Origin of the sequence: Nostoc sp. PCC 9305 (assembly GCF_963920915.1) — a bacterium.
GTDB lineage: Bacteria > Cyanobacteriota > Cyanobacteriia > Cyanobacteriales > Nostocaceae > Nostoc.
The window spans coordinates 86,624-108,001 of sequence record NZ_CAWUDN010000003.1 but is presented as its reverse complement, the minus strand read 5'-3'; the positions used below and the strand labels follow the sequence as shown (position 1 = coordinate 108,001).

The window sequence follows — 21,378 nt, the reverse complement described above, 5'->3', positions numbered from 1 at the left end:
CACAATAGCATCTGAATAATTTCTTGATTTTCGCCGCCCTCTCTACGAGACGCACTCACAAACACACTTAACTTGCTTTGCCCGACACTTTCGTTCACTGAAATATTTCACACTCAACAACGCCAGTCGCCTCAATGGGGCGGTAGTCGGTACAACTCTCTTAACCAGAGTAACGCGCTGCCTCAGAAACCCCGCCTGGCGCTGGATTATTAAGACAGTTCTGGAGATTCACCCTTGAAAACGCTAATTCATCCAACTGCTGTAATTCATCCGAAATCGGAACTCCACCATACAGTGCAAGTCGGTGCCTATGCTGTGATTGGAGCGCATGTCAAAGTGGGCCCTGAAACAATAATCGGTGCTCATGCAGTGCTAGAGGGGCCTTGTGAAATTGGGGCGCAAAATCAAATTTTTACAGGTGCAGCCATCGGCATGGAACCCCAGGATCTGAAGTTTGTAGGAGAACCAACTTGGGTCAAAATTGGTGATAACAACTTAATTCGTGAGTACGTTACCATTAACCGCGCTACCGGTGCCGGTGAAGCGACGGTAATTGGTGACGGTAATCTGTTGATGGCTTATGTCCATGTGGCTCATAACTGCGTCATTGAAGACCAAGTAGTGATTGCTAACTCTGTGGCGTTAGCTGGTCATGTCCATATAGAGTCACGCGCTAGGCTCAGTGGAGTTTTAGGTGTCCATCAATTTGTGCATATTGGTAGACAAGCAATGGTGGGAGGTATGGCACGTATTGACCGCGATGTGGCCCCATATATGCTGGTGGAGGGAAATCCAGCGCGGGTGCGAACCCTCAATCTTGTCGGACTCAAACGGTCTGGTATGGACTCAGCAGATTTACAAATGCTGAAAAAAGCCTTCCGCATTCTCTACCGTTCTGATTTGTCTTTTAAGGATGCTTTGGAACAGTTGGAATTATTAGGGGATAGCGAAGAATTGCAGCATCTGCGACGCTTCCTTCTACTTTCTCAGATGCCTGGAAGACGTGGTTTGATTCCCAGTAAAGGGAAAAAAGGCGCAAGTGATGAATCGTGAGTTAGGAGTTAGGAGTTAGGAGTTATGAGTTATGAGTTGATAAATTACATTTTTTAACTCTTCACTCCTCATTCCTAACTCTTCACTTTTAACTCCTCACTTTTAATTCCTAACTCCTAACTTTAATTATCAAATGCGGATATTTATCAGCACTGGCGAAGTATCTGGCGATTTACAAGGGTCGCTACTAATTTCAGCGCTGAAGCGTCAAGCTGTGGCGATTGGGTTGGAATTAGAGATTGTGGCACTGGGTGGCGAAAAAATGGTAGAGGCTGGGGCAACTTTGTTGGGAAATACCAGTAGCATTGGCTCAATGGGTATTCTAGAAGGAGTGCCTTATATTTTACCGACTCTTCAGGTGCAACGTCAGGCGATCGCTTCCTTAAAGCAAAATCCACCTGACTTGGTAGTGCTGATCGATTATATGACTCCCAATCTGGAAATTGGGACTTATATGAAACAGCATCTGCCAGATGTGCCTGTGGTGTATTATATTGCTCCCCAAGAGTGGGCTTGGTCAATAAGTTTGCGGAGAACTCATCGGATTGTTGGTTTTACAGATAAGCTGTTGGCAATCTTTCCACAAGAAGCCCGTTACTTTCGCGAGAAAGGCGCAAATGTTAGTTGGGTGGGACATCCTTTGGTTGACCGAATGCAAGATGCTCCTACTAGGGAAGCAGCTCGTGCAACATTGGGGATTGCACCAGAAGAAATTGCGATCGCACTCCTCCCCGCCTCTCGCCGCCAAGAACTAAAATACCTTTTACCAGTAATTTTTCAATCTGCCCAAACTATTCAAGCGAAATTACCTGAAGTTCGTTTCTGGATTCCCCTGTCGCTGGAAGTTTATAGACAACCAATTGAAGAGGCTATTGAGCGTTACGGTTTACGGGCTACAGTTCTATCAAGTCAACAAAAGGAAGTTTTTGCCGCTGCTGATTTAGCCATTAGCAAATCTGGTACTGTCAATCTAGAACTGGCTCTGTTAAATGTGCCACAGGTTGTTGTTTATCGCCTCAGTCGTTTAACTGCGTGGATAGCTCGTAAAATCCTCAAAGGTTCAATAACCTTCGCATCGCCACCTAATTTAATCGTGATGAAGTCGATTGTGCCAGAATTTTTACAAGAGCAAGCCACAGTAGAAAATATTACCCAAGCAGCGATGGAACTGCTACTCAATCCCAGTCGCAGAGAGCAAACTTTGCTAGATTATGAAGAAATGCGGCAAAGTTTGGGAGAAGTTGGGGTTTGCGATCGCGCTGCTCAAGAAATTTTGCAAATGCGACTAAATAATTCGTAATTCGTAGTTCGTAATTCGTAATTAAAAATAGAGAATCAATCAGTTTATTTATGAGTAAAATTAATTACGAAGCTACCTATTATTTGCCGAAACCCGCATTTATCTTTATGGTAATTACGAATTACGAATTAGAAATTACGAATTAGATTGGGGTGTCATGGCTTATGAGATGAAAAAACAAAGAGCGATCGCAGTTGATTTATTCGCTGGCGCGGGTGGTATGACTCTTGGCTTTGAACAAGCTGGTTTTGATGTGCTGGCGTCTGTGGAAATTGACCCAATCCACTGTGCAACACATGAGTTTAACTTCCCTTATTGCTCAGTGTTATGTAAAAGTGTTGTGGATACAACCGGGGAAGAAATTAGGAATCGGTCTAAGATTGGCGATCGCGAAATTGATGTGGTAATTTGTGGTTCACCATGTCAAGGTTTTTCCCTAATTGGTAAACGGGCTGTTGACGATCCCCGAAACTCTTTGGTGTTTCACTTTCATCGACTGGTTTTTGAACTAAAACCGAAATTCTTTGTGATGGAAAATGTCCGGGGGATAACAGTTGGCGAACATAAACAAATCCTCCAAACATTAATTAGCGAGTTTAGAATTCACGGCTATAAAGTAGAAGAAAACTATAAAATTCTCAATGCTGCAAATTACGGAGTACCACAGTCCCGTGAGAGATTATTTCTTATAGGTGCAAGAGAGGATGTAGAGTTACCGAAATATCCTCAGCCGATTACTAAACAAGCATTACCAAATAATTTAAATTCTAAAAAAATATCTGACATTCCATTGAGCCCTACAGTATGGGATGCAATTGGAGATTTACCTGAAATAGAAAAATATCCAGAGTTACTAACAAGAGATTGGGTTGTTGCAGACTACGAAAAGCCTAGTAACTATGCTCTTATACTTCGGGGTATCAAATGCCTAGATAATGATTATTCTTACAAACGAGAATATGATTTGCGAATACTTTCTTCAAGTTTAAGAACCAAACATTCTGCGGAAACTGTTAAACGTTTTCAGGAGACTCAACAAGGCGAAAGAGAAAAAATTAGTCGTTTTCATAAGCTACATCCTGCTGGTGTCTGTAATACTTTAAGAGCCGGAACAGATAAGTACAGGGGTTCCTTCACATCTCCGAGACCGATTCATCCATCTACGCCGCGCTGTATCACCGTCAGGGAAGCGGCGAGATTGCATTCTTACCCCGATTGGTTTAGATTTCATGTAACCAAATGGCACGGATTTCGACAAGTTGGTAACTCTGTACCACCTTTATTAGCAAAGGCTGTGGGGGCGGAAATTATTCGCAATTTGAATATTTCGCCTTTTAAGCTGAGTTTGCGATACAAGTTGGGAGACGAGAAGCTACTACAGTTTAAGATGTCGCAAGCGGAACAATATTATCAGCGTGACTGTTAAGTTAAGCAGATCTAGTGTATCAGACATTAGGTGCAAGCTAAAACGTATAGTTTAAACAATGAATTATACACACTCATTCTTTTCAAAACGTTGTTTTTATATGCTAAAAGTGAGTACAATATATATTTATTTTATATAGCGCTTTCCTAACTTTTTAATTTGGAGTTAATTAACACTCTTGTTATGTCAAATGAAGATTGGTACAACATCAAGAATGCTTACGAGTATGCATTAGAAAAAACATCAAGACATACTTATTTAGTTCATATGCCGTGGTTAGTTGAGCAAATTATTGAATCCAGGTTTATTTCATTTTTCGCAACAGCCTCGCATATGAACCTCATTATACACCCAACTATTGACTTAAATTCTAAGCATCATCGTATTACAATTTACCCAAAAGCTAGTTGGTTTACACTCCACTATATAGCGGTTCCTGCTTGAGTGAAATACAGTATGAGATAATGGAGTATATTAACGTCTAAGTATTTAGGGAATGAAACCTTACTCTTGTGATCTGCGCCAAAAAGTGATCAATGCATATAACAATCAAGAAGGCTCTCAACGACAATTGGCAATAAGATTCAGTGTCAGCTTGAGTTTTGTTCAAAGTTTACTGAGACGATATCGTAGCAGTGGGACAGTTGAGCCAAAACCTCATGGTGGAGGTCAAATCTCAAAGCTCAATAATGAGCATCTGGCATTGGTAGGGTTATTAGTAGAGTCAGATAATGATGCCACTTTGGTGGAATTGTGCGATCGCTTAGAACAACAGACTCAAGTAAAGATAAGCCGTTCCTCAATGGGCAGAATCACCCAAAAGCTGAATCTGACACGCAAAAAAAAACATTACACGCGAGCGAAAAGTATACAGAACGGGTGCAAAAATTGAGGGCAGAGTATTGGACAATCATCGGAGAAGTAAACTTAGCAGACTTAGTATTTATCGATGAAGCTGGAGTAAATATTGCTATGACCAGACGCTTCGCTCGTTCGCCTCAAGGTAGTCGTGCTTATGGTCATTGTCCTGACGGCCGGGGAAAAAATGTGACGATGATTGGAGCGATGTCAACTGAAGGCATCATTGCTGCGATGACTTTTACTGGTGGTACTAATGCATCGGCGTTTGAAACTGGAGTTACTCAAGTTTTAGTTCCTAGCATGAAGCCGGGTGCAACTGTTGTTATGGATAACTTCAGTTCTCATAAAGTTACAGGTATCCGTGAAGCCATTGAATCTGTGGGAGCAAAATTGGTTTATTTGTCTCCCTACTCTCCAGATTTTTCACCGATTGAAAACTGCTGGTCAAAGGTGAAAGAATTTTTACGTTCGCAAGCCGCTCGAACCTATCAAGAGCTAGATGAGGCCATTACAAATGCCTTAAATGCTGTGACTAAAAAAGATATTATTGGATGGTTCACGCACTGCTGTTACTATATTGCACCCAACTGAGAACCGCTATAGTTACTATGACTTAAAAGATATATATACATATGAGGAGTATAAGGTTGTACTTGAAGATGTGAACAATATTCTCTGGCAGCTAATGGAACGTCTTGATAAATGGAAAGTGAAAAATCTGCTTAATGATTAGCGATATAGTTAAACCCGCTATTACTATCAAGGCTACTCTAAATGGTTGCAGACATTGCAACTATGTCCAGGTAAGGAAGAATGTACTATCTTCCCAGACATTAGCAGCCGCCAGTGCGATCGCCTGTTGCCTGAGTCCATTAAGCATGATAATTTATCCTCTTTAGTGTCGAACATCCCATTTCATCAGGATAGGTGTAAATCAGAGCGATACTGAAGGCGGCAAGCTACACACTGCTTTTTCTAGTCTAGCTTTGAGGTGCGATCGCATTACTTGCCACCGACGGCATTTTTCTCAGCGTAGTTGAGATTTTTCTGATATTCTATGATTTTTTGTTGAGCTACTACATAATTTGGGCTAGAAGATGGCACAGTTTTCATAAGTGCGATCGCACCTTCCCACTGACTCACAACTGTCTTCCACTCATCTGGAGATTTTGCTGATTGAGTCAGGTTAGCCGCATTAATTGCTTTACTTACTGCCTCTCGGAATGTATCAGTTTGGAGTAACACAGTCGGCGATTCTGAAGCTACTGGTGAGGGTGTAACTAATACAGGCTTTGATGGTATTTGTGTTAAACTTTTAGAAGTTAGAGGAAGTATTTCTGAAAATCTTGAATAAAAGTAGATTCCGAGAGAAATTGAAAATATTATAAAAACGAACAACAACTTTTTATTTAAATTACGATCCTTCCGTCGAGACTCGATAATTGTATTTTGTCCCTGATTCGATAAAATATTTGATTTTATTGTGTGTAACCCCATTTCTCCACGCAATCTATTGAGTTCTTTTTCTGTATTTCTCTTTGTATCTAAATTAATGTTTGCTTCACTGGCATCTTTTTCTTTGTTGCCAGAATAAGCAGATATTATTCGGTGTTTTACTAAATATTCAATTTGATAAATCAGTGCCCCAGCAGAAATATAGAATAGCCCAAATATTACGATTTCATTATTGATATTGTCTAATTGTGTATAGTATTCAATTTGTCTGCCGTAGTTAGGATTAAATAATGGTAGAAGTATTATAGAAAACAAAAGTGCTATCAATGTAGAAATTACAATTACAAGCCAAGCGTACAATCCTTCCCACCAACTCATTATTCCTGGTAATAATCCGTGTGTTCTACCTATTTCAGGTGCTTGAGTTTCTGATATCAACTGACTAACAAGTAAGTGTAAGCAGTGATGAGTCAAAGAAATTATCGGAATTGGAGATAAAATTAACAATATTGTAAATATCAAAAATAATTCCGGGCTATGTACGAAATATACGATGTCATAACCTAGCTTTCCAGTATTTTGAACTATAAATATAATAACTCTCAAAAATAGAGTCAAAATCAATGCTTTTAACCAAGAGCTAGGATAAGGAAACCATAAAGGCCAGTAAAACTTTTGTAATTTTTGCTTAATAACTTCTTGATTATTCGGCTGCGTCATAACCTATAAGTGCAAAAGATAAATTATTTATTGTCTATATTATGATTCCCTCTTTACACGTATAATAAACATTTTCATAATTCTTGTATCCCTATATTTAAAGTTTAGCTGGATTTGTCATATCTCTTGTAAAAACTTAGATTGGAGACTGTTCCTACATAATTATGTAAGGTAAATTAAATACTAACGTTCCTTTGTAATCACAGAACTACCATTACTAATGCTTACTTTTTGAATAAAAACGTCAGTACAAGAGGATAAAATATCAGTACTTATTTGATTAGCAATAAATTCAAAATCTTGGTTTGTTAATCCCTGTGCCGTATCGCCACTTAAGTTAATACAAATAGTGAGAATTTGAGGATTGTTAGAAGAATGTTCATTATCTACTAGTTCTAAATCAGCTTCTATCATGCCCAAATCAAACTCTTTACTCCAAGCCGGAAACTCCTTACCTGTTTGTTGTCCATAAACTTTGACTTTTTCAACAGATGCAGCCCCTAAAGCTGTTAAACCTTTGCGGATAAATGCAACTAAAATTTGCTGATTTGGTACTTGGGCAGATTCTAGCATTACCTCTAAGCAAGCATCTTGTAAGGCAACTTTTGCATTGATCCCTTTGGGGTGTAAGTGGCGGTTCATCAGAGATGCGATCGCTTCTGCATCTCCCTGTTTTGCAAGTTTTAGAATATTTGGCTGTGTCATAACCAGTAAAAGAGAAAATCTGGGAAAATAAACTTATATTCTCAGGATTCCCTCTTGACAGCCTTAAGTAACATTGTGATGCAAGATATCAGCTAACCTGGGCTAAAATATTTAGTAGAAAGATAGTCATTCACAGACTTTTACAAAAATATATTTTCCCTGTCTCAACATCAAAAACTTTTGTTTTTGTACTTGCTAAATTAACAAGATTAATATTAATCAGTTAAATTCCAATTTTCAATATGAAATTTTACCGAGATCATGCTTGGCCCTCGACGCTAGAAGAAGCCATAGTTATCCAAGAAACGCTGCGAGATCGAGTAATTACTGAGGATCGACTGCAAGAACCTATCCAGTATGTTGCTGGGGTGGATATGGGTTTTGAAGCTGATGGAACAATTAGCCGTGCAGCAGTTGCAGTCCTGAGTTTTCCTGATTTGCAAGTAATCGAGACAAGCCTAGCACATCGTCCTACAACCTTTCCTTATGTTCCTGGGTTCCTCTCATTTCGGGAAATTCCAGCTGTCCTCGATGCCCTGGAAAAGATTAAAACAACACCAGATATCATTCTGTGTGATGGTCAAGGAATTGCTCATCCCCGCAGATTAGGTATAGCTAGCCATTTAGGGTTACTTATAGATATGCCGACAATTGGTGTAGCTAAGTCGAGGTTGATAGGTAAGCATGAAGAATTGGCAGAAACCAAAGGCAGCACGCAACCACTAATATATAACGGTGAAACCATTGGGGCAGTTTTGCGATCGCGCACAGGAGTAAAACCACTGTACATCTCCAGTGGTCATCGAATTAGTTTACCGACAGCCATTGACTATGTATTACGCTGCACGCCCAAATATCGGCTGCCAGAAACAACACGCATTGCTGATAAATTAGCGTCGGATAGATAAAGCTTGTTGAAGTTTTTTCTAAATACTTGCTTCCACCTACTCAATCATGTTAGGAATCGCACAGGAAGATGTTGAAGTAGCTAAATACGATTTACAAAGTTAGAACCATGAACGCACTAACTTTACAGTGGCACGATGCAGGTCAAGATAAAACTCAAAATATTTACGAACAACAGCCAAGTCAAAATCATGGCACTGTCCGCATTGGTCGCGACCCCCTGCGGTGCGATATTGTGCTGAGTCATCCTACTGTGTCTGGACTCCACGTTGAAATATTTTTTCATCACCAGCAACAACGCTTTTATATCAGGAATTTGCGATCGCAAAATCCCCCCCTTGTCGATGGACGGCAATTAGTCCAAGGTGAAATGCCTTTAACTGAGGGTACTAGCATCAATTTGGGACAAATAAAACTCAACGTTACAAGCGTTTCCACGGGTAGCATTCCAGCAACAATTTTGCTACCACCCAATCCAGCAGTAAATCTCGGACATCACCACCATCCACCAACACCCCCCGCACCACCGCTAGGAGTTTATGGCTTAGAATGCCCCAAATGTCATAAAGTTTCCCCTGGAGAGAATCTACAAATTGGCTGTCATTGGTGTGGGACATCTTTAGCTGCGGCTGTGAGTGTGTTGGTAGTTAGGAGTTAAAAGTTAGGAGTTAGGAGTGACAAGTAGAGACTGGAGAAGAGTTTTTTCCATGCCCAATGACCAATGACAAATGACCAATGACAAATGACTTACAAATACAATTAAGTTGGGACGAACCGGCGACGGGTGAACGGCGAGAACCACTGTTAAATGTGCCGATCGCTTTTGGTCGAGAATTTGCTCGCTTACCTGCTGAACTCAGGGGAGTGCGGGTTTCTCGGATGCTGCTTAACAGTAATGAAGTTTCTCGCTACCATGCCCTAATTGACTGGGAACAAGACCATTTAGTAGTGATTGACCAAGGCAGCGTTAACGGTGTCTATGTCAATGGTCAACCACAAACGCGCAGTGTTCTGGTTAATGGCGATACGTTGCAAATTGGCCCGTATCTGATTGCAGTGACATTTGGTGCTAACGCCTCTGCACCAGATACCAGCCCCCCTTCAACGATTCATTTCAACGCAAATACCAATCGCCCAGACCCCAGTTTGCCTGTAGTCCAGCCGCTAGCGCCCGTGGCAAGTAATTTCCCGCCATTGGCGTTTCAGGCACAAAAGGTCTCTGTGCAAGCACTTCATGCTACAGGATTACCAGTAGATGAATCTGATTATCTAGCGATCGGGGCGGGATTGGGTAGCTTTTTATGGGCTGATTTGTTGCGAATTAGTGGTGTACGTGCTGACAAAATTGTAGCTTTGGGATTAGAGGCGGAACCTTATGCCCGTTACAAGCGCCTCTGTCTGAATTCGCAAATTCCTTTATATGAAAGACTGCGTTCTAATTCTGATTCTTGTCCCGATAATATTTGGGGTTGGCCTAGTTATGCCTTGCGTGAAGCTTGGGGAGACTTAGCCAAGGGAGAGATAAAGTCAGCATTCAAGTATTTGTGGCAAGTTTTTGCTGAACCAACATTTGCCGAAACTTATACTCCCCGTGCGGGTAACGTCTTTGATTCTATAGATAGGGAAACGAAGCGCATAGGCTGGAATCAAATTTATCGCTATGGGCGAGTTAGAGTAATTCGTAAAACTGATGATGGCAGATATTGCGTAGCCTATTCTCGCGGCCCAGGAAATTATGCTTTTTTAGTTAGTCGTTATTTACATTTAGCTACTGGGTATCCAGCAATTCAGTTTCTCCCAGATTTGCAAGCTTATAGGGAAAAATATCAAGACTTTAAATCTGTTGTCAATGCTTATGAAGCTCACGATCATGTTTATGAGCAACTAGAGCAACATGGTGGTACGGTATTGATTCGGGGGCGGGGAATTGTGGCTTCGCGGATTGTGCAGCGGATTTACGAAGCCAGAAAACGAAATCAGAATATTGCAGTTTTGCATTTAATGCGATCGCCTAAACCTCAAGGCAACAAATTTCAAAATACCCAGCGCCTAGTCAAAAATCATTACGAATTTCAACCCTTTAACTGGCCAAAAGCCTGTTGGGGCGGCGAACTTCGGGCAATGTTAGAAAAAGCTAGTCCTGATGAACGCAAGCGTTTACTAGCAGACTGGGGTGGAACTACCACCGCCGACCGCCAAGACTGGCAGCAAATTACTGCCCAAGGGTTAAGCGAAGGCTGGTATCAAATTACCTTTGGTGAGGTGCTGGATGTGGAACGAGATGCCCAAAACCGAACTATTACCCGTATCCGAGAGCAAAGCTTTGGGGAAATGAAATTGCTAGCTGACTTTATTGTTGATGCTACTGGACTGGATGCCAAGGTAGATGCCAATCCCCTATTAGCAGATTTGGTAAAACATTACAATCTCCCAGTGAATCATCTGGGACGATTGACTGTAGCGAACAATTTTGAACTAGTAGAAATGCGTAGCGATAGAGGTCAAATGTATGCGGCTGGGGCGATTACTTTAGGTGGCCCTTATGCAGCAGTTGATAGTTTTTTGGGCTTGCAATACGCCGCATTAGTCGCCGTTGATGGACTTGCCGCCGCCCGTGCGCCTGGAGTTCAAAGGTTGAATACTATAAGTTCTTTTAGGCAGTGGTTGAAGTGGGTGTTAAATCAGTCACCTTAGTATTAGGAGGCAGGGGGCAGGGGGGATAGAATATTTATCTGGCTGTTTTGAGTAGCAAATCCCAACTTCGAGGATAAAAGGTGCAACTTTGAGGTTCAAAGACTCAAGTGCGATCGCTTATGAACTGAGATATAACTTAATGTTGTCATCAGAAATTTATTTTTATTTAGCTGGAGAGTTAAAAATGAGCAACTGGTATTTTAATTTTTAGCATTTCACTTTTTTGTTAAGAAAGATGTGACTAATGCATAGCACCTCAGCATCGAATAGGGAGGATGAGATAATTACTCTAATTTACTATTGGTTGAGGATCAAATGACTGAGCTATATGATACTATTGGCGGTGTTTACGAGCAGTTCAAAACTGTAGCCACATTGCCGATCGCCGAAAAATTTACACTATTTAAGATTCTTGGTAATTTTCAAGGGAAAACCATTCTAGACTTAGCCTGCGGTACTGGCTTTTATAGCAGATTGTTGAAAGAACAAGGATCTGCAAAAGTTGTTGGTGTAGACATATCAGAAGAAATGGTAAAAGTTGCACGCCAGCAAGAGATGAAAAATTCACTTGGAAATGAATATCAAGTGTTAGACATTGCCAAACTCCACAAAATTGGTAGTTTTGATTTAATTACTGCCGTTTATCTTCTTAATTATGCAGAAAACAAAGAGCATCTACTACAGATGCTTTCTAATATCCGCAGTAATCTAGCGTCAAATGGGCGTTTTGTTGCCATGACGATTAATCCGAATTTCTCTTGGAAGAAATCAAATCCGACAAAGTATGGACTTACCGTACTCAAACAAGAACCTCTGTCAGAAGGCTTTTATTCTGAAGCTGAATTTCACACAAATCCACCATTTATTCTTAAATACTTTGGATTGAGTCAATATATTTATGAATGGGCTGTAACAGAAGCCGGTTTTAAGAAGTTTTCATGGCATACTGTAGAAATTCCAAAGCAAGCAATAGAAAAGTATACAGAAGATTACTGGCAAGATTTTTTAGACAATTGCTTAATTATAGGTCTAAGTTGTGAGAATTAACCTGATTTTTTATGGGAACTTCTCATCCTAGTACTTTGTCACATCAACTTTAAATAAAATCAAGATTTAGGAGTAGTCAAAGCTCCGCTAAAGCCAGTCACCAAGCTCGATTTATCTCCTTTTCCTGTATCCTTTTGACAAACGTGCAATTACCTTAACCTCTCACGAATGCAATAGAGAGTGAGTATCAGCCTTTATGCGTAGCCTAGCAAGAACCGCAGGCATCGCACTCGATTACGATAGACATTTGTCATATACAATTATTTACATTTTCAGTCAATTCAAAATCGTGTTCAATGTGCCGCTCAACAATGTGCTAGCGAGAATCGAGTTGGGTAGTACTTATGGTGTAAGCCTATAGTTTAGCTACCTTGCTAAATGAATAATCTAGAATTATATTAGGGTGCTTATGGCACTAGCAGCGGTATTTCTAATTGTCGCGCTTTGTTATCGAATAGCGCAATTTTAATCTCTTTCTATAAAGAGAAATATATCTTTATCAATAGTTTAAATTACCAATTATGAACCTCAGAGACATATCCTCAACATTCCACCGTCGTCAAGTTCTAAAAACTGCTCTCACTTTTGTGACTGGCTTAACCACGACATCACTATTATCTTTTGTGATTACCAAATCCACCAAGCCAGCACAAGCAATTGTTGTGCAACGACCAAATGAATTTGAACTTAAAGGTAAAGATACTAACATCAAGTATTCAATTATCAATGGAGTTCCACAGCTTGATTACAAAACTCCAAAAATTTCTGAGCATTTTAGTGGCGATCAAATTCAGACATTAGCTACTGATATCGGTACGCTACTGACGATAATTATTAGCAGACCGCTAAACCCTGATTTGGGAGGAAATATAGTTAAACTAAGCTTACTCCTACCAATTATCAATCTAGCGATCGGCACACGAGAAACTCCTGTCCAAACCGAAGCCATTTTAACTACTCAAAAAACATCAGGATTTATTCGTACTCCCCTATTTGGACAATTACAGTCGTATCAAACTATAGCACTCACCGGAACTGCTAGATACCGCTAGATCCGGTCTAATTTCTGAAATTAATTTTTTTGGAAAACCAATTATCAATTAACCCTTAACTCGCAATACGGTTCAGTTAAGAATATTTGTAGGTTGAGTTGAACGTTTGCGTAGCGTCCAGTAGGGAAGTGAAACCCAACAAATTGTTTGTTGGGTTTCATTACTCAACTCAACCTACACATTTTCATTTTTTGGGCTCAATTGATTATTGTAGCGACGGCGATTCATCGCCTCTCTTGTCTTAATCGAATTAGCGTAGATTTTACAACTAGGCAATTTCCCAATTGCAAATCTCAAATCTTACAAAATCACACCAAATTGATGCCACATAATATAATAGTTGTAGCTTAAATTTTAGCAGCGATCGCTCCTTCTTCTCTCTTCCTCCGTGCCCTCAGCACCTCTGCGGTTAGATTCTCATGCTAAGTGACAAAGAGCGTAGACATAGCCCGCACTTTTCTACAAGACGCTGCGCGTAGCTTGCTTCCCCGGAGGGGTACGACAAGCTCAGTGACCATTGTAGACATCGCATAGCCATTTTGAGTACAACAGGACTTACGCAAAATACCTTTCAAACTCTTATTCCTCCGTGTACTCTGTGTCTCTGTGGTTCGATTTTCCGTTACCTGTGCGTAAGTCCTATACAAAACTCGAAACTTGAACTTCAGAGGCTCAAGTGGCGATACCCAAAGGCAAGCCACTGCTTTTAAATATTTTTATCCAAATGGTATTTTTACCCCAGAGAGAGAATATTTACTCATAAAGACAAAGCTAGAATAAAAATAAACTTCACAAAGCTGTTTATGCAATGGGCTAATTTTCTAGCCAAAGAAGCTGCTACGAATGGCTTATCTCTAGAGCAAACGGTAGCTTTTGCAAAATATTTTCAGACAGAAAACTTAGGTAAAACTAAAGTTAAACTTGCCAGCGAATTAAACGTTGATATTACTGCTTTCACAAAGTGGGTGGGTGAGGTATATGACAAGTTTGCCCAGAATTCTCCTGAGTTAGAGACTTTCAACAATCGAGACAAACTAGAAAAGTTACAAGCTTATCTGAGCCTAAAATATAATAGCGAATTAGATGCCCTCAAACCATTGGCGGCGATGAAACTATTAAAATCGCTAGTGGTTCGAGAACGACTGCAACAAGAAGCTTGGGTTGCCAGAAGAATTTGTAAATTTTTGGGATATTTACCTTTAGCGTTAGAGTTAGTGGGACGATATTTGGATAAAATGCCAGATTTGTCTCTGGAAACACTGCTGAAGCGGCTAGAGAAGAAACGAGTGAAACATGAACCAGTAGTCAATGCTAACTCATTGATGCCTGATGAATACGGTATATTTGAAGCTTTTGAATTGAGTTGGGAACAGTTGGATGAAAATGCTCAAAGCTTTGGCTGTTTGCTAAGTTTGTGTGCTTTAGCTGACATTCCCCTATCTGTTGAGACAATAGAAGATGACAAAAAACAAGAACTCAACGAGAAAGCCATAGCCGATTTACTGGAATTGCATTTTCTACAACAGAAAAGTAAAGAAATTTATCGTCTAAATCCACAGATTCGGCAACTTTTCCGAATGAAGTTGGATAAATCAAGTGAGGCGGATGAAGCAAAAGCTAAATTTGCAGCCATGATGTTAGAGGTAGCAAAGCTAATTCCGCAACAGCTTAACTCTGAAGATATTCTCAACCTCACTCCACATCTCCCGCACATTACAGAAGTTGCAACTCACCTATCCGAATATCTAGGCGATGACAATCTAATCACTCTGTTCACCAAATTAGCCTGGTTTTATCAAGTTCAAGGACTTTATCAGCAAGCAGAGCCTTGGTTGCAACGGTGTGTAGAACTAACTCAAAATCGTCTTGGTTCAGAACATATCCATGTCGCCACTAGTCTGAACAATTTAGCAGCACTCTACGAAACTACAGGACGCTACAGGGAAGCCGAACCCTTGCTTGAGAAAGCTTTAGCACTGAGAAAACGCCTGCTAGGAGAAGAACATAACGATGTCGCCACTAGCCTGAGCTATTTGGCATTAATCTACGAATATACAGGACGCTATAGCGAAGCCGAACCTTTGTATCAGCAAGCTTTAGAACTGTGGAAACGCCTAGTAGGAGAAGAACATCCCCATGTTGCCACGAGTCTGAACAATTTAGGAGCATTGTACTGCTATACAAGACGCTACAGTGAAGCCGAACCCTTGTTCAAGCAAGCATTAAAACTGAGAAAACGCCTGCTGGGAGATAACCATCCCGATGTTGCCACCAGCCTGAACAATTTAGCACAACTTTACGAATCTACAGGAAGTTACAAGCAAGCGGAACCTTTGTATGAGCAAGCTTTAGAACTGAGTAAACGCCTGCTGGGAAATAACCATCCCGATGTCGCTATTAGCCTGAACAATCTAGCAGCACTCTACCGTCATACAAGACGCTACAGGAAAGCCAAACCCTTATTTGAGAAAGCTTTGAAAATTTGTGAACGAACTTTAGGTATAAGCCATCCGACAACTATGACAGTTCGGGCAAATTATGCCAGCTTTTTAAGAGAAGCATATCATTAGCGATCGCTGCGCGTAATTCGTAATTCGTAATTCGTAATTCGTTAAAAAAATATCCCCCTCTCCACTAACGAAGAGGGGTTAAAATTTACTTACATCCTAGAGACTTGCGAGTTTCCACACCAGTTTTAGAATTTACACCACTTGCTTTAATACAAAGCTTTTTCACTTGTATTCCATCTAAAATTGCATTCGTAAAATCAGTCCCGGTGACATCCACGCCATCAAAAGTAGAACGTAGCATCATCGCATCAGTCAACACAGCATCACTTAAATCAGCATCCTTAAACCTTGTTAGATAGGCTATGCCTTCACTAAAATCAGCACCATGCAGATTTACCCCCTCCAATACGCTACCGTTAAATACGCCACCACGTAAGTCAGCATTGCTAAAATTAGCATTCTCTAATTTGAGATTGGTAAACTCAGTACCAATTAAACTTTGACCAGAGTAATCCTTGCCCTTGAGTTCATCATTACCCACAGAACGGGTAATACTAGAAGAACTTGCGGCTTGCGCCGATAGGGGAAACAAAAAAAGAACCATAGCTAAGACAAAGCTACCTAACAGTTGCCAATATTTCATAATGTGTTCTTAATAAATCTCAACACTTTCACCATTAACTATTAAACCTTACAGAAGGGAATAGGGTGCAGGTTACAGGGTACAGATTATTTCCTATCACCTGTCCCCTGTCACCTCTTCCCTATCACCTGTCCCCTGTCACCTCTTCCCTAATCTCTCGTAGGATGATAGATGTTGAGGTGCGATGCCTAACGGCAAGTTGCTCCGCATCTACGCAATAATTACCTGTGGCTAATCAAGAAGACAACGCCCAATCTCTGGCGCGAACCCCTTTATATCAACTGGGTGTAGAACTCAAAGCACGCCTTACCAGCTTTGGCGGCTGGGAAATGCCTGTGCAATTTAGTGGAATTAGCCGCGAACACGAGGCTGTAAGAAATACAGCCGGAATGTTCGATATTTCCCACATGGGCAAATTTACCCTCCAAGGTAAAAACCTGATTTCCCAACTCCAGCCGCTAGTACCTTCCGACTTGAGTCGTTTGCAAGCTGGTCAAGCACAATACACCGTATTGTTAAATCCCCAAGCGGGAATTATTGACGACATCATTGTTTATTATCAAGGTGAAGACACCAGTGGTACACAAAAGGCATTCATCATAGTTAATGCGGCAACCTCCAATAAAGATAAAGCATGGCTATTGCAACACCTTGACTTGGATAACGTGCAATTCCAAGACCTTTCACCAGATAAAGTCTTAATTGCCGTCCAAGGGCCAAAAGCGATTAAATATCTCCAGCCATTAGTGCAAGAAGACTTACAACCAATCAAAGCCTTTGGACATTTAGAAGCAACTCTACTAGGTAAACCTGCCTTTTTGGCCCGCACAGGTTACACCGGCGAAGATGGCTTTGAGGTGATGGTAGACCCAGATGTGGGAGTAGAATTGTGGCGAAGTCTCCATAAAAGTGGTGTTATCCCCTGTGGACTCGGTGCGAGAGACACTCTGCGCCTAGAAGCAGCGATGGCACTTTACGGACAAGATATAGATGACACCACCACACCTTTAGAAGCAGGTTTAGGGTGGCTAGTTCACTTAGATACTAAAGGCGATTTTATTGGTCGGGAAGTTTTAGCAGAGCAAAAATCCAAGGGAGTGCAGCGCCGATTGGTTGGTTTGCAAACCCAAGGACGCAACATTGCCCGTCATGGCTATCAAGTGTTATCCACAGGTAAAGTTGTGGGAGAAGTTACTAGTGGCACCTTGTCACCTACACTTGGTTATCCTGTTGCATTAGGCTACGTTCCCACCCAGCTAGCAACGATTGGTCAGCAGCTAGAAGTCGAAATTCGCGGCAAAGCTTATCCAGCAGTTGTAGTTAAACGTCCCTTTTATCGGTCAAAAAATCGTGTTGCCAACTGATAAGCGCTGAGGTTTTTGAGGAATAATGTGTTGTGAGTTATTCAATCTACAGTCAGGTTCATTACCGGATATGGCTTGCATGACTATTGGGGCAATAATTTTTTTAATAAGGGAGAGGAAGTGATATGTCTTTTGAATATCCTCAAGATTTCAGATACCTGGATTCTCATGAATATGTGCGAATAGATGGTGAAATTGCCACCATTGGCATTACTGAGTTTGCCGTACATGAATTGGGTGATATCGTCTTTTTGGAACTGCCAGAAATTGGCGACGCTCTTACCAGGGGAGAAAACTTTGGCACAATCGAATCAGTGAAAGCCGTTGAGGAACTAAATTCGCCAGTGACAGGCACCGTGATAGAACGGAATGAAGCTTTAATTAGTTCTCCCGAAGAAGTGTCAGAAGACCCTTACGGGGAAGGGTGGTTTTTGAAAGTGCGCGTCAATGACCCTGGCGAAGTTGAAGATGCCTTGACAGCAGATGAGTATCGCGCCCAAGTAGAAGGGGAGTAGGAGTGCTGAGTGCTGTTAGCAGATAGCTAAGGTTTAGCCCGTGCTGAGTGGAAGAGTAAGGGAGTAGGTGAGTGGAGGAGGTAATTAACAATTACTCTTATTCACCTATCCAATATCTTCCGAATCCCTAGTCCTCAGCCCCCAGTTTAAGAATATTTATTGCAAAATATGAAATAGTACCATCTGGAGAGTAATTTGTGGTATTGAACGCCCCTATTCTCAAGTCTAATGAGCAGCAAGTGCTGGACGAAAAAAGTCAAAAGTTAAGTAGTTTTGTGCCAAGACATATTGGCCCTAACTCCGATGACATCCAACAAATGCTTAAGGTTTTGGGATTTCCCAGCCTGGATGCCCTAATCGACCAAACAGTTCCACAGGCAATTCGGCTGAAGCAACCGCTAAAGTTACCAGCAGCAGAAAGCGAGTATGCAGCACTGGCATCGTTAAAAAAAGTTGCTGCCAAAAATCAGGTTTTTCGCTCATACATTGGTATGGGCTATTACGACAGTATTACCCCACCTGTGATTGGGCGTAATATCTTAGAAAACCCTGGTTGGTATACTGCCTACACTCCTTATCAGCCAGAAATTGCCCAAGGGCGATTAGAAGCGCTGCTGAATTTCCAAACTTTAATTATCGACCTTACAGGTTTAGAAATTGCCAATGCTTCATTACTTGATGAAGCCACAGCAGCAGCAGAAGCGATGAGCCTAAGCTACGGTGTCTCTAAAAATCAGGCAGATGCTTATTTTGTCTCTCGTGATTGCCATCCCCAAACCATTGATGTGTTGCAAACACGCGCTAAACCATTGGGGATTAAAATTATTGTCGGCGATCATCAAACATTTGATTTCGATCGACCAATTTTTGGGGCTGTTCTGCAATACCCTGCAAGTGATGGCACTATTTACGACTACCGCGCTTTTATCGAAAAAGCCCATGCTAAGGGTGCATTGGTGACGGTAGCAGCAGATCCTTTAAGTTTAACTTTGCTGACCCCTCCTGGAGAATTTGGCGCTGATATTGCTGTCGGAAGCACTCAGCGGTTTGGTATTCCTTTGGGGTTTGGGGGGCCTCATGCAGCATACTTTGCTACGAAGGAAGAGTATAAACGGCTGGTTCCAGGGCGAATTGTGGGAGTATCAAAAGATGCCCAAGGTAAACCTGCATTACGTCTCGCCTTGCAAACCCGCGAACAGCACATCCGCCGCGAAAAAGCTACTAGTAATATCTGTACTGCACAGGTGCTGCTGGCGGTAATGGCGAGTATGTACGCCGTCTATCATGGGCCTGATGGACTGAAGCAAATTGCCGAAAATATCCACTCTTTGACGGTGTTATTGGCGGAAGGACTGAAGCGTTTGGGTTACAGCATCAGTTCCAAAGATTTCTTTGATACGCTGCGAGTAGAACTGGGAAGACGCAATTTAAAAGATATCTTGGCAGCTAGCGAACAGCTTCAAATTAACCTACGGGTTTTTGATGCAACTACCGTTGGTATTTCACTGGATGAAACAACTACAGCAGAAGATTTAATCGACCTTTGGCAGATTTTCGCTGGTACAGATGATTTACCCTTCACTTTAGAAGAATTAACTTCTTCCTCATCCTCACATCTTCCTCTCTCCCGTACAAGTACATATCTCACCCACCCAGTCTTTAACCGCTATCACTCAGAAACTGAGTTGTTGCGCTATCTGCACAAACTTGAAAGCAAGGACTTGTCGCTAACAACATCGATGATTCCTTTAGGTTCTTGCACAATGAAGTTGAATGCAACTGCTGAGATGATTCCGGTAAGTTGGGAAGAATTTGGCAAGATTCATCCATTTGCCCCCGTGTCGCAAACGCAAGGTTATCAAATCTTGTTTAAGCAACTTGAGGCATGGTTAGCTGAAATTACTGGTTTTGCGGGAGTTTCTCTGCAACCAAATGCTGGTTCTCAGGGCGAATACGCTGGACTTTTAGTAATTCGTCAATATCACGAAAATCGGGGCGAAGCACACCGGAATGTTTGTTTGATTCCGACTTCGGCACATGGGACAAACCCAGCAAGTGCGGTGATGTGCGGAATGAAGGTGGTGGCTGTTGCCTGTGACTCACAAGGTAATATTGACGTTGATGACCTGAAGGCTAAGGCAGAAAAACACAGCAATGAACTCGCCGCCTTAATGGTGACATATCCCTCAACTCATGGTGTTTTTGAGGAGCCAATTCAGGAAATCTGCGCTGTTGTCCATAGTCACGGTGGACAAGTTTACATGGATGGGGCAAATATGAATGCCCAAGTGGGAATTTGCCGTCCTGGAGATATTGGCGCGGATGTCTGTCATTTAAACTTGCACAAAACCTTTTGTATTCCTCATGGTGGCGGTGGCCCTGGTATGGGGCCCATTGGCGTTGCATCTCATCTTGTACCGTTTTTGCCTGGACATCCTGTTGTTACTATCAACGACTCAACTCAGCACTCACATATTGGTGCTGTGGCAGCTGCGCCTTGGGGTAGTGCAAGTATCTTGGTGATTTCTTGGATGTACATCGCCATGATGGGTGCAGATGGTTTAACCCAAGCTACTAAGGTGGCGATTCTCAACGCTAATTACATTGCCAAGAAACTGGAATCGTATTATCCGGTTTTGTATCAGGGGAAAAATGGTCTAGTTGCCCATGAATGTATTTTAGATTTGCGATCGCTCAAAAAATCAGCTGGGATCGAAATCGATGATGTCGCCAAGCGTCTGATGGATTACGGTTTCCATGCGCCGACTGTCTCCTGGCCTGTAGGGGGTACAATCATGGTGGAACCTACAGAAAGTGAATCTAAGCAAGAGTTGGATCGTTTCTGTGATGCCTTGATTTCTATTCGCCAAGAAATTGCCCAAATAGAAGTTGGCAAGGTGGATATCCAAGATAATGTTTTGAAGAACGCACCTCACACTGCCGAAAGTCTCATCACCGGAGAATGGCAGCATCCTTATTCTCGCGAACAAGCTGCCTATCCTGCGCCTTGGACTCGTGAGTATAAATTCTGGCCTGCTGTTGGTCGCATTGATGCAGCCTTTGGCGATCGGAATTTTGTTTGTTCTTGTCTGCCAATGGATACTTATTCGTAGTACTTCAGCGCTAA

At 41.7% G+C, this 21,378-nt stretch carries 17 protein-coding genes; 14 read left to right on the top strand and 3 right to left on the bottom strand.

The genetic code is table 11. From position 1 onward, the window contains the following. Positions 1 to 234 precede the first annotated feature (234 nt). The 5 genes from lpxA to ACM0OX_RS01995 all read left to right on the top strand — a co-directional run bounded on the left by lpxA (position 235) and on the right by ACM0OX_RS01995 (position 5,231). Positions 235 to 1,053 (top strand): acyl-ACP--UDP-N-acetylglucosamine O-acyltransferase, encoded by an 819-nt coding sequence (lpxA, locus tag ACM0OX_RS02015; RefSeq protein WP_194046773.1) that lies wholly within the window; start codon positions 235 to 237, stop codon positions 1,051 to 1,053. Positions 1,054 to 1,186: 133 nt separating this feature from the next. Continuing rightward, positions 1,187 to 2,353, top strand: a complete 1,167-nt coding sequence (lpxB, locus tag ACM0OX_RS02010) for a lipid-A-disaccharide synthase (protein ID WP_414512644.1) — start codon at positions 1,187 to 1,189, stop codon at positions 2,351 to 2,353. Positions 2,354 to 2,522: 169 nt separating this feature from the next. Then, complete coding sequence (locus ACM0OX_RS02005; protein ID WP_414512642.1) at positions 2,523 to 3,779, top strand: DNA cytosine methyltransferase; 1,257 nt, start codon at positions 2,523 to 2,525, stop codon at positions 3,777 to 3,779. 496 nt (positions 3,780 to 4,275) lie between these two features. After that, the gene (locus ACM0OX_RS02000; protein WP_245246076.1) at positions 4,276 to 4,671 is read left to right on the top strand and encodes a helix-turn-helix domain-containing protein; all 396 of its coding nucleotides are present in this window, start codon (positions 4,276 to 4,278) and stop codon (positions 4,669 to 4,671) included. Further along, entirely contained in the window at positions 4,668 to 5,231 is a 564-nt protein-coding gene (locus ACM0OX_RS01995) for an IS630 family transposase (protein WP_414512639.1), read from the top strand. Before ACM0OX_RS02000 ends, ACM0OX_RS01995 begins: the two co-directional genes overlap by 4 nt. Before the next feature lie 411 nt (positions 5,232 to 5,642). Here the strand turns inward: ACM0OX_RS01995 and ACM0OX_RS01990 are convergent, their stop codons facing one another. Next, positions 5,643 to 6,815 carry a hypothetical protein gene (locus tag ACM0OX_RS01990; protein WP_414512638.1) on the bottom strand — a complete coding sequence of 391 codons (1,173 nt, stop codon included), beginning with the start codon at positions 6,813 to 6,815 and terminating at the stop codon, positions 5,643 to 5,645. Positions 6,816 to 6,998: 183 nt separating this feature from the next. Beyond that, complete coding sequence (locus ACM0OX_RS01985; protein ID WP_414512636.1) at positions 6,999 to 7,520, bottom strand: hypothetical protein; 522 nt, start codon at positions 7,518 to 7,520, stop codon at positions 6,999 to 7,001. 242 nt (positions 7,521 to 7,762) lie between these two features. On the opposite strand from ACM0OX_RS01985, the gene nfi reads away from it, so the two are divergent. From nfi to ACM0OX_RS01955, 6 genes are all read left to right on the top strand, one after another. Next, entirely contained in the window at positions 7,763 to 8,428 is a 666-nt protein-coding gene (gene nfi / locus ACM0OX_RS01980) for a deoxyribonuclease V (RefSeq protein ID WP_414512634.1), read from the top strand. Positions 8,429 to 8,535: 107 nt separating this feature from the next. Beyond that, positions 8,536 to 9,084: an FHA domain-containing protein gene (locus ACM0OX_RS01975; protein ID WP_414512632.1), complete on the top strand. Its 549-nt coding sequence runs from the start codon at positions 8,536 to 8,538 to the stop codon at positions 9,082 to 9,084. 77 nt (positions 9,085 to 9,161) lie between these two features. Further along, positions 9,162 to 11,120: an FHA domain-containing protein gene (locus ACM0OX_RS01970; protein ID WP_414512630.1), complete on the top strand. Its 1,959-nt coding sequence runs from the start codon at positions 9,162 to 9,164 to the stop codon at positions 11,118 to 11,120. A 315-nt stretch (positions 11,121 to 11,435) separates the two neighbouring features. After that, the gene (locus ACM0OX_RS01965; RefSeq protein WP_414512628.1) at positions 11,436 to 12,167 is read left to right on the top strand and encodes a class I SAM-dependent methyltransferase; all 732 of its coding nucleotides are present in this window, start codon (positions 11,436 to 11,438) and stop codon (positions 12,165 to 12,167) included. Positions 12,168 to 12,688: 521 nt separating this feature from the next. Next, positions 12,689 to 13,219: a hypothetical protein gene (locus ACM0OX_RS01960; protein ID WP_414512626.1), complete on the top strand. Its 531-nt coding sequence runs from the start codon at positions 12,689 to 12,691 to the stop codon at positions 13,217 to 13,219. Between the two features lie 803 nt (positions 13,220 to 14,022). Next, positions 14,023 to 15,789, top strand: coding sequence for a tetratricopeptide repeat protein (locus ACM0OX_RS01955; protein WP_414512624.1), 1,767 nt, complete (start codon positions 14,023 to 14,025; stop codon positions 15,787 to 15,789). A gap of 85 nt (positions 15,790 to 15,874) precedes the next feature. On the opposite strand, the gene ACM0OX_RS01950 is transcribed toward ACM0OX_RS01955, so the two are convergent. Next, positions 15,875 to 16,372: a pentapeptide repeat-containing protein gene (locus ACM0OX_RS01950; RefSeq protein WP_414512623.1), complete on the bottom strand. Its 498-nt coding sequence runs from the start codon at positions 16,370 to 16,372 to the stop codon at positions 15,875 to 15,877. Between the two features lie 227 nt (positions 16,373 to 16,599). Here ACM0OX_RS01950 and gcvT point away from each other — a divergent pair, with 227 nt between their 5' ends. The 3 genes from gcvT to gcvP all read left to right on the top strand — a co-directional run bounded on the left by gcvT (position 16,600) and on the right by gcvP (position 21,364). Continuing rightward, positions 16,600 to 17,736 (top strand): glycine cleavage system aminomethyltransferase GcvT, encoded by a 1,137-nt coding sequence (gene gcvT, locus ACM0OX_RS01945; RefSeq protein WP_414512621.1) that lies wholly within the window; start codon positions 16,600 to 16,602, stop codon positions 17,734 to 17,736. 125 nt (positions 17,737 to 17,861) lie between these two features. Then, positions 17,862 to 18,251 (top strand): glycine cleavage system protein GcvH, encoded by a 390-nt coding sequence (gene gcvH, locus ACM0OX_RS01940; RefSeq protein WP_289797706.1) that lies wholly within the window; start codon positions 17,862 to 17,864, stop codon positions 18,249 to 18,251. A gap of 197 nt (positions 18,252 to 18,448) precedes the next feature. Continuing rightward, positions 18,449 to 21,364, top strand: coding sequence for an aminomethyl-transferring glycine dehydrogenase (gene gcvP / locus ACM0OX_RS01935; RefSeq protein WP_414512619.1), 2,916 nt, complete (start codon positions 18,449 to 18,451; stop codon positions 21,362 to 21,364). Positions 21,365 to 21,378 lie beyond the last annotated feature (14 nt).